Below are 15,674 nucleotides of genomic sequence, written 5' to 3' on the forward strand. Positions count from 1 at the left end.
CAGTTAGTGTCGCCCGGAACCGCCGGCTAGCGGGCCAATATTTTGCGCCAGCAGGTTCACCAACATCTCTTCTTCAGGGATGGCTAGCGCAATCTCCGCCCAATAGGCCGGGACAATAAAGTTATCGGCAAAGCGTGCCGGGTGCGGCAGATTCACTACATCCTTCTCCGTGGTAATCAGGTAGTCGGCCGAGTGCGAGCGCAGCAGGTCATTGATCTGGTCCACGTCCTGATCGTTGTAGTGATGATGATCGGGGAATACGCGGGTGGCCGCGAGAGTTATGCCCGCGGCGCGCAGGAGAGCGAAGAAACTCTCCGGGTTGCCCACGCCGCACACCGCTACGGCCTGCCTGCCGGCGAATGAATCAACCGGCGTGAGCGGCGTTTCCAGGCTGTTGCGAAATCCGGCCAGGCGGGTTTCCGAGCGAAAAATGGCGGCATCGCCGCGGAGCGCGCGTAGCTGGAATTCCAGGGAGTCAAGCGTCGTGTCTCCCACCTGTTCACAGCGCGTCAGCAGCAGAATGTGTGCGCGGCGGAGCGCGGACACAGGCTCGCGAAGGGCGCGTGGCAGGCCGTCGCGCGCGCCCCACGGATTGGTTGCGTCGATCAGGACGAGGTCGCAGACGCGCGCCAGCGGGAGATGCTGGAAGCCGTCATCAAGCAAGTGGACATCGACGCGTGACTGCTTCTCCAGCAAGCTGCCTGCCGCATAGCGCTGCACCGCGATTCCAACCGCCGCGTGAGGCAGATGGCGGAGGTATAACTGAACTTCATCTCCATCGTGCGAACTGGAAGGACTCGTAACAGAGCTTGCGCGCTGGCTGCCCGGCGGATAGGTGCGTACACCCTTGGATTGGCGACGATACCCGCGTGTAAGAATGGCGACACGGTAGCCGCGCTCATGCAGTTTTTCCGCCAGCCAGATGGTGAACGGCGTTTTGCCTGTGCCGCCGAAGGTAATGTTCCCGACGCTGATCACCGGCGCGCGCAGGCGCTGCTGCCGCCGCAGTCCGCTACGGTAGGCCCAGGCGCGAACCGATGCCGCCAAAAACCATAGGGCACTGACCATGCGCCAGAAAACACTCTCGTTTTGTGTTGCAGCGTCAGTCATTTGGCCTTCGAGTGGGTTTTCCCCAATAGCGAAACAATATCTTCCAGCACACTAGAATAACTTTCCTGGCTCCGTTCAAGCACCTGTCGTGCGAGGTTGCCGATTAGCTCCGCTGCAATGGGTGAGGCCAGCAAGTAGCGGATTACAGGGGCTAGTGATCCGGCATCGCGTATCTGGATGATGCCGCCGACGGCAACCTCCGTTGCCAGCGGAATTTGAAGTTGGGTCGCGTCACGGAGAAAGCGATCCGCGATCTCGCTGAAGTTTTCCATCGACGGTCCAATGACGATGGGCTTGCCAAACATGGCCGGCTCAAGAATGTTGTGGCCGCCGGCGTTTACTAACGTCCCGCCAACAAAGGCGACCGTGGCAAGCTGATAGACGGACGCCAGCTCGCCGATGGTATCGAGCAATAGTGCGCCGGTCATCTGGATAGACTGATCGGCCTGCCACGCACTTCGGCGAGTAACGGGTATCCTCGCGTTCGCCAGCAGGGCGGCCACTTCGCCGAATCGTTCAGGATGGCGTGGCGCAAGTATCAGCCACAAATCAGGGAACTCCTGACGCAAAACGCGATAGGCATCGATGAGCAGTAGTTCCTCACCGGGCATCGTGCTACCCGCAACCAGGACTTTCGTTTCAGGCGAACCCAACAACTGTGCTGCTGCTTTCCGTACAAACTCTCCTGACTGGGTCCGTCCGCGATGAATACGGAACTTTAGGTTTTCGGCCGTTGTCAGCTTCTCCAGGGAAACCACTAATGCCAGAAATCGCTCGGCATCGGCCTGACCGGATGCGTATACGTGATCCACATTGTCGAGCACGTTGCGCCAGAACCAGAGCGTCGAGCGGTAGCGCGGCCAGGAGCGGTCCGAGATGCGGCCATTGACGATCCGCAGCGGCAGGCAGGCGCGGCGTGCCTGCCTGAAAAGGTTTGGCCACAACTCCGTTTCCACGATGAGCAGCGCGTCTGCTTGGATGTACTTCAGGAAGCGCCGGCAGACCCAGGCAAAGTCGAGCGGAGGAAACAACACCACATCACGTGGGCCAGCGGCGCGCAACGCTTCCTGTTGGCCGGTCTTGGTGGATGTGGTGAAGATGACTTCCAGGTTAGACAGGTTAGGCAGGTCTGCCACGCGCTCGCGCAATTCGGCCGCCAGCCCGGTGGCCACCTTCACCTCACCCAACGATACTGCATGGAGCCAGAGGCGCGGACCGGTTTTGGGGCGGGGCGGTTTCGGGAAGAATCCCAGCCGCTGGCCGATCCCCGGCATGCGACCGGCGAGTACGCGAACGAGCATCCACACAGCGAACAACGGACTCGCCAGCAGCAGGATCAATTGATAGATGAAGTACATGCCTTGTCTGCGCCGGAATCAGTCAGCCGTCCAACAAAGGATCGCGGCGGATCGCGGCGTGGAACGATCTCCCTTAATTTTCCCCTCAATGTCTACAGATTGGTACTTCATCACATCAACGCTATTGCAGGCAATTTCTTTCTTGGGGGAAGGGGGAGGGAAAGTTGGGGTCGTTGTACGGAAGATGTCCTCAGCGATGCGAATCGAACCGCGACCGGAAGGGAGGGTCGCCTCCGACGGCAATTTACAATCGTCGGAGATGACCACTCCCTTCCGGTCGCGGCTCGGTTAAGAAAAAAAGAAATCGACTAGCGCTTGCGTTCCTGCTTGTCGTTCTTCTGTTTGGCGATATTGTGGCTGGCCTGGTTCTGTTCGCGCTGAATCTTGGCGCGCTCCGCCGCGGTAACCTTGCCATCGGCCTTGGCCTTGAGCTTGTCGGCCTCGCGGCGAGTGAGGTCGTCATCCTTGATTCCCTCTTTGATGCGGTCTTTCTGGTTCTCCTGTCGTTCCCGGGCCACTGGCGTCTTGGTCTGCGCCTGTGCCGTGATGGGTGTAACCGCGGGCATGACGGCCAGCAGAGCGGCAGCCATGCAAAATGTGATTCGCTTCATGTTCCTCGTCCTCCATTTTCCTCGGCCAGCGGGCAGCGGCGTTAATTCCGCAAACCGGGCCGTGGTTATTCCCGGACCGGGCGGAGATACTGGCCGCCCTCAGCCGGGTGATCGTGAATAAGATACGCCGGATTGAACCCGTCCGTAGCAGGGAAAGTTTCGGAGAAAAGACCGGGTTCATTTGGTGGACCCATCGGGAGCCCAGGGGAGTTGTGCTTGAAAATGTCGCTGTGAGTGCGCCTGGAGTGCGCCGTGGCAGCGCCGTCCCTGCGATGTGTATAATTGGAGTACCCTTCGCAGAAGGAGCAGAAAAATTGCAGCGCGGCGGAGATGAGCAGCCGCGGATCAATTAGGGAGGATTGCATGAAATCATTTGTCGCAGGAATGGTATTGCTGCTGGCCACGTGGGTGTTTGTCCCCGTTGCCGGGGCGCAACAGTGGGCGCGGGACAGCGTGGAGAAATCGCCGCGGCACCGCGAGTGGGTGCAGGTGAAATACGGCAATCGCACGGTGGACACTTTTGTCGTCTATCCGGAGCGCAAGGACAAGGCGCCAGTAATCGTGATGATTCACACTATCGCGGGATTCATCGACTGGATCGAGAGCGCAGCGGACCAGCTCGCGGCGGAAGGCTACATCGTGGTGGCTCCCGACCTGCTTTCTCAGATGAGTCCCACTGGCGGGCGCAGCAACACGTACCCGGAGGGCGGCGCGCGCGAGGGCATGGGCAAGTTGTCGAAGGACCAGGTAACCGCGGACCTGAACGCCGTGGCCGACTACGGACTGAAGCTGCCCGCCTCGAACGGCAAACTGATGGTGACGGGCTTCTGCTCGGGCGGCAATGAGACGTTCCGCTTCGCCACGAATCGCCCCGATCTGCAGGCCGCGTTTGTGTTCTACGGGACGCAGCCCGACAAGGAAGCAATCGCCCGCATCAAGGCTCCCATTTACGCGTTTTATGGTGGCGCGGATGCGCGCGTGAACGCCACCATCCCGTCGACGATTGAGAATATGAAAGAGGCTGGCAAGGTCTACGAGCCGATGACCTATGACGGCGCAGGGCACGGCTTCATGCAAGGCGGCGAAGACCCGGCCGGCACCGATCCCAACAAGAAAGCTCGCCTGGATGCCTGGGCGCGCTGGAGGACATTGCTGAAGAAACACCAGTAGTCTTCCGACTTAACTAATTGACAATATTACCTGGGACAGAGCCGATTCTGGCTCTGTCCTTTTTTGTGCCATCGTAGGGAACCCCCTCGAATTGACGATTGACTGTGGCTGTGCTAATTTCAAATTAATGCTTGGCCGATGTGAGTACATTGGGCTGAGACGTGAATAGTAGGGTCGATAGTCGAGTCAACGGCGGTCGGTATCGTTCAAAAGTGATCGTTTTTGAGGAGGAAATAATGAAGAATACCCGTGTCTATAGGACGCGTCAATCGGTGCTTGGGCTAGTAATCGCAATGATCGCCGGAATCGTCATGATAAACGATGCGCCATTGCAGGCGCAGTTGCCCACGGCAACTATCTCGGGACAAGTGAAGGACTCGAGCGCGGCGGCGATTCCCGGCGCGATGGTTACCTCCACGAACCGCGAAACCGGCGCTGTGCGCAGCACTCAGAGCGGCCAGGACGGCCGCTTCATTCTGCCTGCCATGATGGTGGGCATCTATGACATCAGGGCCGAAGCGGCGGCGTTTCGCCCTGAGGTTCAACAAAATTTGACACTCACGGTTGGGCAGGAAGCGGTTTTGAATTTCGCGCTGCAGGTCGGCTCGGTTACGGAGACTGTAACAATCATGGCCGAAGCGCCACTGGTCGAAACGACGAGCGGTGCGCTCGGCGGACTGGTTGGCGCGCAGCAGGTCTCTGACTTGCCGCTCAACGGACGCAACTTCAACGACCTCGTGCTATTGCAGACCGGCATCACGGTGCATAAGCCGACCTCGCTGACCAGCACCACGGCCACCGGCCTGGCATACAGCAGCAACGGCGCGCCGATTCGCTCGAACAGCATTATGATGGACGGCGCGAACATCGTCGCCGGCGGCGGCATCAATGGCGTCAGCGTGAGCGGCTCGATGCTGGGCATTGAAGCCATCCGCGAATTCCGCGTCATCACCAACTCGTTCCCCGCCGAATACGGCATGACCATGGGCAGCCAGACGACCGTGGTCACCAAGAGCGGCACCAATACGATACACGGTTCCGCTTTCGAGTTTATGCGCAACAGCAGCATGGACGCGCGCGACTTCTTCGACCGCCAGACAACGCCTGCTTCGCCGCGCCTGCCCGATTTCCGCCGCAACAACTTCGGTGGATCGGTCGGCGGCCCCATCGTTACCGACAAGCAGTTCTTCCACGCTTCCTATGAAGGCGTGCGCGAGTCCAAGGGCCTTACGCAAAGGCTTACGGTGCCCGGCACAGTGGCCCGGCAGGGAACCATTAACCCCGCCATCCGGCCTTACCTGGAGCAGTTCCCGTTGCAGACGGAGAACATCTTCAATCAAGACGGATCGATCAGCGCAACGTCTGGCATCTACTCCTACATCTTCAAGCGTCCCACGCGCGAAGACTTTGTCCAGGGGCGTTGGGACTACAATATTTCGGAGTCGGATATGACGTTTTTCCGCTACACCCTCGTGGACAGCGAACGGACCAACACCGCCGGCTACCCGCAATTCCAGGATATCGCCACCAGCCGCGGACAATATGCCACGTTCTCCGAGAACCACACCTTCTCCCAGTCGGTTCTGAATATGTTCCGGCTCTCGCTCCTGCGCTCGTTCCAGACCTACGATTCACCGTCCGAGGTTTCACTTGGATTTCAGCCGGGAACTCAGATGGGATCAATCGCGATTCAGGGCGGCATCACCTCGCTGGGGCCGGTCGGCTCCCGCTTGCTGGTGCTGAATCAGAACCAGTATTCGCTCGGCGATGACGTGCTGTTGACTCGCGGCAACCACAATCTGAAATTTGGAACCCTGATCAACCGGTTCCACGTTTATACCAACGTGGGCACCAACAAGCGCGGCTCGTGGCAATTCGCCACCGTCGCCAATTTTCTCGCCGGCATCCCGCAGCAGCTCACCATGCTGACTCCCGGCTCGATAACCGACCGCACCTACCGCTGGGATACCTATGGTTTCTACGCGCAGGATGACTGGCGTGTGCGACCGACGCTGACCCTGAATATTGGACTGCGCTACGAGTTCACTTCCAGCGTGAATGAGACCAGTGGCCGCGGCTCGGCGCTGCTGGATGTGGTCAAGGACACGGCCTTCGTGTTGCAGTCGGAGCTGTTTGACAATCCATCGCGCAAGAACCTCTCGCCCCGCTTCGGCTTCGCCTGGGATGTGCGTGGCGATGCCTCGACTTCGGTTCGCGGCGGCTTCGGGCTGCTCTACGATGTATCCAACATCACCGGCGCGGCTCAGATCAATGCCACCGCGACGCCGCCGTTCTCCTCGAGCAACACCATCACCACCGGACTGGTTTTCCCCATTCATCCGATTCCGGCGCGCGTGAACGCCATCGACTTCCAGGGCTCGTCGCTGCGCATGATCGACTACCATCTGCAGCAGCCGCATATGCTGCAATACAACCTGACGGTGGAGCGCAAACTCCCCGGCAACATGGTGATCTCCACCGCCTATGCCGGTTCTCGCGGACTGAATTTGTACGGGACCAAGGAAGGCAATCCTGCTCCTCCCACCGCGGTGATTAACGGCCAGGATTTCTGGGCGGTCAACGCGCCGCGCGTGAATCAATTCTGGAATGACATGGAGTTCATCACCGCCGGAATGAATTCCTGGTACAACTCATTCCAGTTCAGCCTGGAAAAGCGGCTAAGCCGCGGCATTCAATTCAAGAGCGCCTACACCTGGAGCAAGTCGCTCGATACCACCCAGGGTCAGCATGGCGGCGAGTCCGGCGGAGCCTCCAACTCCGGAGTTGCGCCGCACAATCCCAGCCAGGATAAAGGACCGTCTGATTTCGATACGCGGCAATCCTGGACAGTGAATGCGCTGTATCAAATCCCGTCGCTCATCGATAGCGAAGGCGTGGCGGGCAAGCTGGTCAACGGCTGGCGTGTCAGCACCATCTTCACGGCCAAGAACGGCCTGCCGTTCACGCCGACTATCAGCGGCAACCGCTCGCGCTCACGCGCCAACAATAACAACGCCGATCACCCGGATGCGGTGTTAGGCCGGAGCAAGGATGACATCATTCTGGGTGGTCCCGACCGCTACTTCGATCCTCTGGCGTTTACCATTCCGGCCATTGGATTCCTGGGCTCATCGGGCCGCAACCAGCTTCAGGGGCCCAACCAGGTGAACGTGGATATGTCGCTCACCAAGGAAGCAGCCATGGGCTGGCTGGGAGAGACCGGAAAGATGGAGTTCCGCGCCGAGATGTTCAACATGCTCAACCACTCCAACTTCAATATCCCCGTCGGCGGGCGCTCGCTCTATACGGCCACTCCCACGGCTCCCACGGATGCCTTGGCTGCCAGCGCAGTTCCGCTGGATACCGCGGGCCGTATTGACCGGACCATCAATCAGTCCGGGCGCAACTTCCAACTCGCGCTGAAGCTGATCTTCTAGCGCATTGTTACAGTTGCTGTATCAGAGCCTCGACCGCCAGGGAGGGGGCACGCTTGCCGGATACAACAGCCCGTTGAATGTGCCCCCTCCCTGGCGGTCGGGGCTCTGATACGCCATAAGTCAAAATGGTCTAATTGTTAAAATGGTCTGGGATGCGAACGGGGACCAAGCCGATGCTGGCTTGGTCCCTTTTTTGTGCTGACGCGGGCCTTTTTGTGCTGGCGCGGGAAAGTCCGGCAGTTGGTCAGTTGGAATCGCAGGTCGAATTGTTACCTGCACGGCTGGTAGACACTACCCCGTCACTCACGGGTAATCCCGTTCAGCTTCCCAGAAGGGGACTTCTTGGGAGTTTTTGCTTCTCTTGCGATGACTCTACACTAGCCGACTAGGCAGGATCTATTTCTCCAAAGGACTGCTTCGGAGTGCATGTGCCGGAATGGTTATTTGTCGCTTTTGATCCTGCCAGACTCTTGTCTTACAATCCCAATCGACAGACATGGGCATTTGAACCGAAAGGAAATCTTTCCGGCGCAACTGCTGTTAGAAATTATCTGAGAGATAGAACACTCACAACGGTTTTGGTTTACGGAGCGACCGGAATGGTGACCGGACTGCTCTGTTTTCCGCCGATGCTGAACACCACGACGATGTTGGGAGCGGTACGCGTGCCGGGAGGAACCCGCACGTTGATCTGATTCAGTCCCACGAATCCCGGTGCGGTGCCGGAAAAAGTGACGGCGGCTGGGATGCCATCCACGGTAGCGGTTGCGACCGTAGCGGTCTGGTTTCCGGTGGACGGCGCGCCGGTGGCCAGCGGGGGCGTTACCACGCCCAGTCCGGTTGCGAAAAAGACCAGAACTTCATCGGGGCGAGCAGGGTTCCCCGGCGAGACTGGAATGAAATTCTGGTGCAGGACCGCTGCAGTTCCAGTGCCCTGCTGATTCAGCGTGAAGACGCCTGGCGCAAATGCATCTATAGGGACTGCTTGCTGCGCGCTGCTTTGCCCTCCCGCCGCGACCACGATAGACGCGGACGTCTGCCCCGCCATCTCAAAAGGAATCTGGATGCCCAACTGGCCCGGCGTCGAGTAGAACATCGGCGCGGCAATTCCGTTGAGAGTAACGCTCGCTCCTCCCAGCGTCGTTACCAGTCTGCCGTTCGGGCCGAAGCTTGAGGAAAGCACCGTGGACCCGTCGTTCAGATTCGTACCGAACACGGCGGCAATGGATCCCGGCGCAACCGGCGCGGGACTGGGAGCAAAGCTGCCGTTGTTGACCACTCCGCCGGGAAAGACGGCGGGAGCTGCTGTCGGCGGCACCGTCAACTGGGACAGAAATCAGTCGAAATCTCCCGTCGGCGAACCGCTGCGCCCAGCTACGTACAGCCCCGTGGAGTTTGACGCCATACCGGCCGTCAAGTCGTCGTTGGTGGAGCCGAATTGCAGCGTCCAAATCACGCTGCCGCTGCCGGAATACCTGCGTACAAACGGGTCGCTTAGCCCCGCCCGTGTCTGGCCTGGCAGCGTGGCGAATGTCGATCCTGCCACGTAGACGCCCGCTGCATCCGCGACCGCCGCCGACAGGGTCTCGGAAATCGTGAACGACTGCGTCCAGAGTTGGTTGCCGCCGCTGTCATATTTGCGAACCAAGCCGATGTTTTCGTTTCCCACGACATATACGTCGGTCCCATCGACGGCAACGGCTGCGGCGATATCGCCGCCCGCGGTGCCAGTCTGTTTCGTCCAGCCGGCATCCCCATTGGCGGCGTACTGACGAACGAATGCATCGTCCACTCCAAGGAAGGCTTGCGGCTGCCCCGGCAAGGTGCCGCGAACGGATCCGCAAACATGGACAAACGTAGAGTTGGCGGCAACGCATACCGGCTGATCCATGCCTGGGGAGCCGAATTGGCGGGTCCAAAGCAGGTCGCCGTTGGCGTCAAACTTGCTTACGAAAGCATCACCGCCTCCGGCGGCGGTTTGACCTGGCAGGGTTCCCTGTGTGGTGCCGGCTATGTAGATCCAGCCGGCGCCGTCCAGCGCCACGGCTGTGGAGTAATCGGCCATTGTAGTGCCGAATTGGCGGGTCCATATCGGTACTAGGTTTAGGTCATACTTCCGAAGGAAAATGTCGCGGCCTCCCACGCCAACACCACCAGGAAAGATGGCATCCGCGGCGCCCGTGACGTAAACAGACGTACCGTCCGTGGCCACCCCGTACGCAAAACCAGCGCCCAACTGGTCCGTCCAAAGCGGAGCGCCGCTGCCGCCGGGCCCATACTTTTGGACGAACGCATCAATTCCTCCGGAACTGGTCTGACCGAGCAGGCCACTCGTGCGTCCCGCGACGTAAACGCCCGTGGCGTCGGCCGCGACTTCAAATATCTCATCGAAACTGCTGGTGCCGATCCGTTGCAGCGGGCCTGCTGTCTGAGCACTGGCCGGCGTGGCCAAAACAAGGCCCAACAAGCTTCCAGCCAGACCTGCCAGAAAAATCTTCTTTAAGTATCTTGCGGGAAAGATGCCTGCCTCCATGATGTTCTCCTGAATGGCAAGTCTACATGCACTTTTCGCTGTCTCGAAGATACCAAATACTGCGGCGTGGGTCCACCTTTTCACTTCCAGGGGAAACAGGGTTCAGTCCTGCAAAGGTTAGAAAAGATGATTCGGAAACCATGTGGTTTTGACACGGGTAGGCTCGGCTCCGCCCGAATTGAAATGGAAGAGATTCCTGCCAAAGTTTTCCACCGGAGTTTCGGCACAGGGTGAACCAAAGTTGTGCGTTCAAAGATTACCCGCGAATGACGGCGCAGCGTTTACCTATCTGCCGTTTCAATTCCCGAGTAGTGCATCATACGAAACTATCCCGAAACGGCGTTCTGGAAAATGGATCCTTCTTAGTTGGCTAGGGTTTGGAGAACCCATGGCTCGCGATTCAAACTGACTCACTATCCGATGATTCCGATGCGGTGGCGGACTTGAGCGCGGAGGGTATGATTCCTGGCGCGCCGACCGTCCCGGCGTGCCGGGACGGCTACTCACGGTGGTGCCCTCCGGGCAACCGCGGAAGTCCCCCACGCTAAATTCTCTGTCCGCAAACAAGACCGCAAACAAGACTTGACACGCGGATTCCAATCGGTCATTCTCACACCATTCGGTGGAAATTTCTTTTGCCGTTCCAGGGTTCCTGATTCATTCGTTCCGAGGAGGAATTGTTTTCCATGCGCACTCTGATGAGGTGGGTAAGCCAGCCGCGGTTGAGTACGGCTATAAAGTTGCGCCCGGCTATCATGTTGAGCGCGGCGATCATGTTCGCTGCGGCGTTGCCTGCGCAGGCTCAGGGCCTGCCTGATGGCGCCGGAAAGGAAACGGTAGCCGGCATCTGCACGCAGTGCCATAGCCTGGCCTTTGTAACCGAGTCGCGGTTGAGCAAGGCCGATTGGGAGTATATCGTCACGGACATGATCGGACGCGGCGCGCCGCTGATGGAGGACGAGATTCAGCCGGTGATCGATTACCTCGCGGCCAACTTCGGCAAGGCCGTCGGCAAGATAAACATCAACACGGCCAAGGCGATTGACCTGCAAAAGAACCTGTCCTTCACGCCGCTCGAAGCCGAGGCGATTGTCAACCACCGCGAGAAGAACGGCAAGTTCACCGTCTTGGCGGATGTGCAGAAGGTAGCCGGAGTCGACGCGAAGAAGGTGGAGACGGCCAGGGATCGAATCGAATTTTAGGTTTGTGAGCGGGGGAATCTCGGCTGGGGATGGATCGCTCAAGGAGGCTTGAACATATGATGCGACGGCTAGTTGGAGAACTGTTGACCGAGAAAATCTCGCGGCGCGGGTTTGTCGCCGGGATGCTGGCGGCGGGCTACTCTGCTTCGGCAGCGCAATCCGCGGCGCAGTCCATCGCGCCACTGCAGGCAGGCGCCAAGGCGGCGGAGGAGTTTACGCGCACGGTGAAAGGCACGGGCGGCGAGCTGATGGCCGATCAGATTGTCGAGACCGGCGCCAAGTATATCTTCGTCAGCAACGGCTCGGGCCTCGGGCCGCTGTGCGACGCGTTTGTCTCCCGCCCGCAGTTGCAGTCGATCCAGGCTACGCACGAAGGCCAAGTGGTGGCGCAGGCGGCGGGCTATGCGATGGCGTCGGGCAAAGTGGGCTACTGCATGCACAGCCGCGTGGGTCTGCCGCACTCCACTTCCAACATGTACAACGCGCACAAGGATCGCACCCCGCTGATCATCCTGTCCGACCACGCCGATACGGCGCGCGAAGGCACCGACAGCCATGAAGATGTGGACAGTTGGATCGAGGCTGTGGCGCAATACACCAAGCTGCGCTGGGTCGTCGAGCAACCGGATCGCATCCCGGAGTGGATTCGCAACGCCTACAAGATGGCTACGGTGATGCCCTGCGGTCCCACCTCTCTGCGCATCCCGCGCGACCTGCTGTATAAGGAAAATGTAACCAGCACCATCTATTCCGGCAAGGCTTTCAATATCCCCATGAACCTGCGGCCCGATACTGCGGAGGTGGAGCGCGTCGCCAGAATGCTGATCGAGTCCACCTCGCCCATGCTGCTGGTGGGCCCGGAGGCCACGCAGTGCAAGGCCGAGCAGCCGCTGATCGAGCTGGCTGAAATGCTGGCGATGCCTGTAACGCAGGCGCGCAGCTTCCACGCTGATTTTCCGAACTTCCACCCGCTGCACCTCGGCGAATTAAACAACCGAATGCGCTTTCCCAAGGAGATTGACCTGCTGTTCAACTTCGGCGCGCGCTCACCCTTTGGCGGCGCGTTCTCGCGGCGCGCAGCGTTGATCCAGGCCAGCGTTGATCCAGGGGCCATCGGGCGGCAGACGCCGTTGCGCGGAGCGCTGGTGGGCGATCTGAAGAAGGTGGCCGAGGACCTCGTCGCGGCGGTGAAGAGCATGGCCACCAAGCAGGACTTGGAGAAGCGCACGGCGCAGCGTCGCGCGGATTGCACGGCCTACACCGGCAAACTGCACGCCTCGCAAGCCGCGGCGGCCCGACGCGCTAACGGCAGTCCGGTTCCCTGGCAGCGCATGATGATTGAGTTTGCGGACCAGTTGGAAAAGGATGCGGTCATCGTGGACGAAGTGGGCACGGAAGCGAAGGTTCTCACTTACTTCAACTACGCCGAAAAGGGCGGGATGCACAAGATCGGCCGTACCGAGGGCCGCGCGCTGGGCTGGGGCGTGGGTGCTTCAGTCGGCGTGAAGCTGGCGATGCCTGATCGTCAGGTGGTCTCCTTCCAGGGCGACGGTGGATTCTTGTTTGGCCAGACCGACTCGCTGTGGACGATGTCGAAATACGACATCCCCGTGCTCACGGTGATTCTGGACAACCGCACCTACGAGGAAACACGCTGGCAGATCATGGGCCACATGGGCCCAGCCGGCAAGAACAACCGCGACTACATCTCGCAGTTAACTCGTCCCGTCGTGGCCTATACCAAACTGGCCGAGGCCTATGGCATCAAGGGCGAACTGGTCGAGAACTCCGAGGACCTCAAACCTGCGATCGCCCGCGCACTGAAAACGTTGAAGGACGGACGTCCGTATATGCTGGACGTACACCTGAAGACCTTCGGCGTGGGAGCGGAAAACCCGTGGTCGCCGCATTACTCCCTGGCCGCCACGCGCACCAGAAACGTATAGCTAAAATTGACGCTGGCAGCGAACACCGGGCAGGTTGGACGACTCCCGCAAGGGAATCGTTCAGACCCACCCGGTGTTCCTGTTTTTAGGCTTGGAATACGTGTTGCAATTCAATCTGGGGTTTTGTAGCATACGTGCATCGTGCAGAATCGCGGTTTGCGGAATCAGGGCCCTATTGAGATCTGAATCGTCCAAAACAATGGGTCAGTTGGCTTTGTCGACAAGGCTGGTGGTCCTGCTTGCTGCGCTGCAAACTTATGAGTTTTTTTACACTAGATCGATTGCTTGAAAGGAGTAGTCTCCACATGAAGCATGGAATGGGTCGATGGTTGCTAGGGCTGGTGTTAGTTCTTTCGGGTGGGATCGGCGCGATGGCGCAGCAGACGTTGAACGGGGTGCCTGCTCAGTTGGTTTCCTATCCGGACACAATTATCCACAATGGCAAGATCGTCATCATGAGCGACATGTCGCTCTCAAATTCACTGGGCCGCACGGTGCAGGCCATGGCTATCAAGGGCGACCGCGTCCTGGCCATCGGCTCCGACGCTGAGATGATGAGTCTCTCTGGTCCCCAGACGAAGAAGATTGACGTCAAGGGCCACTTCGTTTCGCCTGGGATCATCAACACCCACACCCATCTTCACGATGCCGCCGTCAACACCTGGGCGCGCAACCATCCGGAGAAGACGGAGGCCATCCGCAAGAATTTCACCGTTACCGGCAAAACCTTCGATGACATCACCAAGGGCATCGAGTTGGTCATCAAGGAACAGATGGCGCGACCGATCCCCGGCCAATGGGCCTGGATCGATCTGCCGACTGGGCAGTCCGGGTCGGGTCTTGGCATCGACTATCTGATGAAGAAGACGATGAGCCGCGATCAGTTGGATAAGCTGGCTCCCAAGCTCCCCGTTTTTGTCGGCGCGCACCCGGCGTTTTTGTGGAACACCGCTGCGCGCAATGCGTTCCTCGACTGGTATGAGGTCGAACCGACCGACGCCAATGAGAAGAAAGCCATCACCATCGACACCACCATGGGCCGCTCGCTGGTGGCGGACTTCTACTTCGATAAGCACATGGGCGAGCTTGCCAACGTCATCCGCGACTATCTGGAATATCAGACTGTCGTGGGCATGACCACGTTCAGCTCGCACATCGTCGGCCTGCGCAAGATGCCCGCCTATACCCAACTGGTGCAGGAAGGCCGCATGCCGGTGCGCTTCGCATTCTCCAACCGCTATTGCCAGCAGATCGAAGTGGACATCCCTGGCTGCTTCCTGCGCGCCGGTGATTACGCTGGTCTGGGTGATCGCACCAATTACTTCTGGAACGTTGGCATCACGCTGGGCGGCATCGATAACGGCCCGCCGGCTGTCTGCACGACGATGGAAGCCCCAGCCGAGTTCAAGGCCAAGGAAGAGTGCATCATTCAGCCTGGCAATGAATATTGGAAGGCCGTCTACGCGGCGATCCGCTCGCGCTACCGCTATGTGGTCAACCACTCCTGGGGCGACAAGGGTGTCGATTACGTTCTCGACATCATGGACGAGTTGATCAAGGACAACCCGGAGAGCTTCAGCAATGAGTTCTTCAAGTCCCGCCGCTTCACTAGCGACCACTGTGGATTCTATCCCACCCCCAGCCAGCTTCCCCGCATGGCGAAGTTCGGATGGATGGTCAGTTGCACCACCAACGCGCTCACGCGTAGCGCTCCGTACCTGCAAATCTACGGCATGAAGTACGAGAACCGCCTGGCACCCATCGCCAGTACCATCAAGGCCGGCGTTTACGCGACGTTTGAAGCCGAGCTGGGTGTGGACATGTCCAGGCCCGAAAACACCGTCGAGCCGATGCATCTCGACGCCAAACCTTTCATCACCCGCATCAACCGCTGGGGCGACACCATCTCCAAGGTGGACGCAGTGGATCGTGAAACGCTGCTCAAGATGAGCACCATCTGGGCCGCCTTATACGTTCTGCGCGAGAAGGAACTGGGATCGCTCGAGCCGGGCAAGTTCGCCGACTATGTGGTCTGGAACAAGGACTACCTCACCGTGCCGATCGACGAGTTCCAGACGATCTATCCGCTGATGACCGTGGTGGGCAACAAGACCATGGTTCTGCGCGAAGAGTTCGCCAGGGTTCTGGGTCAGCCCGCGGTTGGCCCTCAGGCCAAGTGGGACTTTATAGACGACAAACCCGAGGCGGTCGATTTGCTGAACCCCGGGGGCAGCGGCGAATAGTTGGCTCGATATCAGCTTGACGCTGATTCGTTAACCCTCGATTTGTCGTAATCACCAATCTGGG

General features: G+C 59.3%; 10 protein-coding genes. 5 read left to right on the top strand and 5 right to left on the bottom strand.

Annotation, left to right across the window (positions count from 1 at the left end; all coding sequences use genetic code 11):
* Window positions 1-3: 3 nt before the first annotated feature.
* The 3 genes from lpxK to EXQ56_00700 all read right to left on the bottom strand — a co-directional run bounded on the left by lpxK (window position 4) and on the right by EXQ56_00700 (window position 3,034).
* Complete coding sequence (lpxK, locus tag EXQ56_00690) at window positions 4-1,110, bottom strand: tetraacyldisaccharide 4'-kinase (GenBank protein ID MSO18976.1); 1,107 nt, start codon at window positions 1,108-1,110, stop codon at window positions 4-6.
* Window positions 1,107-2,468 (bottom strand): 3-deoxy-D-manno-octulosonic acid transferase, encoded by a 1,362-nt coding sequence (locus tag EXQ56_00695; GenBank protein ID MSO18977.1) that lies wholly within the window; start codon window positions 2,466-2,468, stop codon window positions 1,107-1,109. The genes lpxK and EXQ56_00695 overlap by 4 nt, the downstream gene beginning before the upstream one ends.
* A gap of 308 nt (window positions 2,469-2,776) precedes the next feature.
* Window positions 2,777-3,034, bottom strand: coding sequence for a hypothetical protein (locus EXQ56_00700; protein MSO18978.1), 258 nt, complete (start codon window positions 3,032-3,034; stop codon window positions 2,777-2,779).
* Between the two features lie 408 nt (window positions 3,035-3,442).
* Between EXQ56_00700 and EXQ56_00705 the strand changes: the two genes are divergently transcribed.
* Window positions 3,443-4,249 (top strand): dienelactone hydrolase family protein, encoded by an 807-nt coding sequence (locus EXQ56_00705; protein ID MSO18979.1) that lies wholly within the window; start codon window positions 3,443-3,445, stop codon window positions 4,247-4,249.
* A 236-nt stretch (window positions 4,250-4,485) separates the two neighbouring features.
* Entirely contained in the window at window positions 4,486-7,686 is a 3,201-nt protein-coding gene (locus tag EXQ56_00710) for a TonB-dependent receptor (GenBank protein MSO18980.1), read from the top strand.
* A gap of 583 nt (window positions 7,687-8,269) precedes the next feature.
* Here EXQ56_00710 and EXQ56_00715 read toward each other — a convergent pair.
* Together EXQ56_00715 and EXQ56_00720 are read right to left on the bottom strand one after the other, a co-directional pair.
* Window positions 8,270-9,019: a hypothetical protein gene (locus EXQ56_00715; protein ID MSO18981.1), complete on the bottom strand. Its 750-nt coding sequence runs from the start codon at window positions 9,017-9,019 to the stop codon at window positions 8,270-8,272.
* A gap of 3 nt (window positions 9,020-9,022) precedes the next feature.
* The gene (locus tag EXQ56_00720) at window positions 9,023-10,219 is read right to left on the bottom strand and encodes a hypothetical protein (protein ID MSO18982.1); all 1,197 of its coding nucleotides are present in this window, start codon (window positions 10,217-10,219) and stop codon (window positions 9,023-9,025) included.
* A gap of 686 nt (window positions 10,220-10,905) precedes the next feature.
* On the opposite strand from EXQ56_00720, the gene EXQ56_00725 reads away from it, so the two are divergent.
* The 3 genes from EXQ56_00725 (at window position 10,906) to EXQ56_00735 (ending at window position 15,610) form a co-directional block, all read left to right on the top strand.
* Window positions 10,906-11,421: a helix-hairpin-helix domain-containing protein gene (locus tag EXQ56_00725; protein ID MSO18983.1), complete on the top strand. Its 516-nt coding sequence runs from the start codon at window positions 10,906-10,908 to the stop codon at window positions 11,419-11,421.
* 29 nt (window positions 11,422-11,450) lie between these two features.
* Entirely contained in the window at window positions 11,451-13,367 is a 1,917-nt protein-coding gene (locus EXQ56_00730) for a thiamine pyrophosphate-binding protein (protein MSO18984.1), read from the top strand.
* Between the two features lie 257 nt (window positions 13,368-13,624).
* Window positions 13,625-15,610 (top strand): hypothetical protein, encoded by a 1,986-nt coding sequence (locus EXQ56_00735; protein ID MSO18985.1) that lies wholly within the window; start codon window positions 13,625-13,627, stop codon window positions 15,608-15,610.
* Window positions 15,611-15,674 lie beyond the last annotated feature (64 nt).

The organism is Acidobacteriota bacterium, assembly GCA_009691245.1.
In the GTDB taxonomy this organism is placed as follows: Bacteria; Acidobacteriota; Terriglobia; order 2-12-FULL-54-10; family 2-12-FULL-54-10; genus SHUM01.

What these genes read in the sequence shown, in the direction of transcription:
- lpxK (MSO18976.1), bottom strand. Translation starts at nt 1,110, where the DNA reads ATGACTGACGCTGCAACACAAAACGAGAGTGTTTTCTGGCGCATGGTC.
- EXQ56_00695 (MSO18977.1), bottom strand. Translation starts at nt 2,468, where the DNA reads ATGTACTTCATCTATCAATTGATCCTGCTGCTGGCGAGTCCGTTGTTC.
- EXQ56_00700 (MSO18978.1), bottom strand. Translation starts at nt 3,034, where the DNA reads ATGCCCGCGGTTACACCCATCACGGCACAGGCGCAGACCAAGACGCCA.
- EXQ56_00705 (MSO18979.1), top strand. Translation starts at nt 3,443, where the DNA reads ATGAAATCATTTGTCGCAGGAATGGTATTGCTGCTGGCCACGTGGGTG.
- EXQ56_00710 (MSO18980.1), top strand. Translation starts at nt 4,486, where the DNA reads ATGAAGAATACCCGTGTCTATAGGACGCGTCAATCGGTGCTTGGGCTA.
- EXQ56_00720 (MSO18982.1), bottom strand. Translation starts at nt 10,219, where the DNA reads ATGGAGGCAGGCATCTTTCCCGCAAGATACTTAAAGAAGATTTTTCTG.
- EXQ56_00725 (MSO18983.1), top strand. Translation starts at nt 10,906, where the DNA reads ATGCGCACTCTGATGAGGTGGGTAAGCCAGCCGCGGTTGAGTACGGCT.
- EXQ56_00730 (MSO18984.1), top strand. Translation starts at nt 11,451, where the DNA reads ATGGATCGCTCAAGGAGGCTTGAACATATGATGCGACGGCTAGTTGGA.
- EXQ56_00735 (MSO18985.1), top strand. Translation starts at nt 13,625, where the DNA reads ATGAGTTTTTTTACACTAGATCGATTGCTTGAAAGGAGTAGTCTCCAC.